Raw genomic sequence first — 243 nt, forward strand, 5'->3', positions numbered from 1 at the left:
GAAATTGACTCACTCGTTGAAGCGGATTCTGAGTTTGACAATGATTGTGACTCGGAAACTGAATCACTTTCTGACGCTGATTCTGAAGCACTTACTGAAGCGGATTCTGAGTTCGATACTGATTGTGACTCGGAAACTGACTCACTTACAGAGGCTGATTCTGAGTTGGAAACAGACTGTGATGTAGATACAGAGGCACTTTCTGAGGCTGACTCAGAATTAGACAATGATTGTGACTCGGAA

Annotated in this window: 1 pseudogene; it reads left to right on the top strand. The window is 43.2% G+C overall.

The window, feature by feature from the left end:
- A pseudogene (locus tag ADF62_RS10955) lies at window positions 1–243 on the top strand (hypothetical protein); the annotation flags it as partial.

Source organism: Streptococcus sp. 1004_SSPC (genome assembly GCF_001069025.1).
In the GTDB taxonomy this organism is placed as follows: Bacteria; Bacillota; Bacilli; order Lactobacillales; family Streptococcaceae; genus Streptococcus; species Streptococcus vestibularis.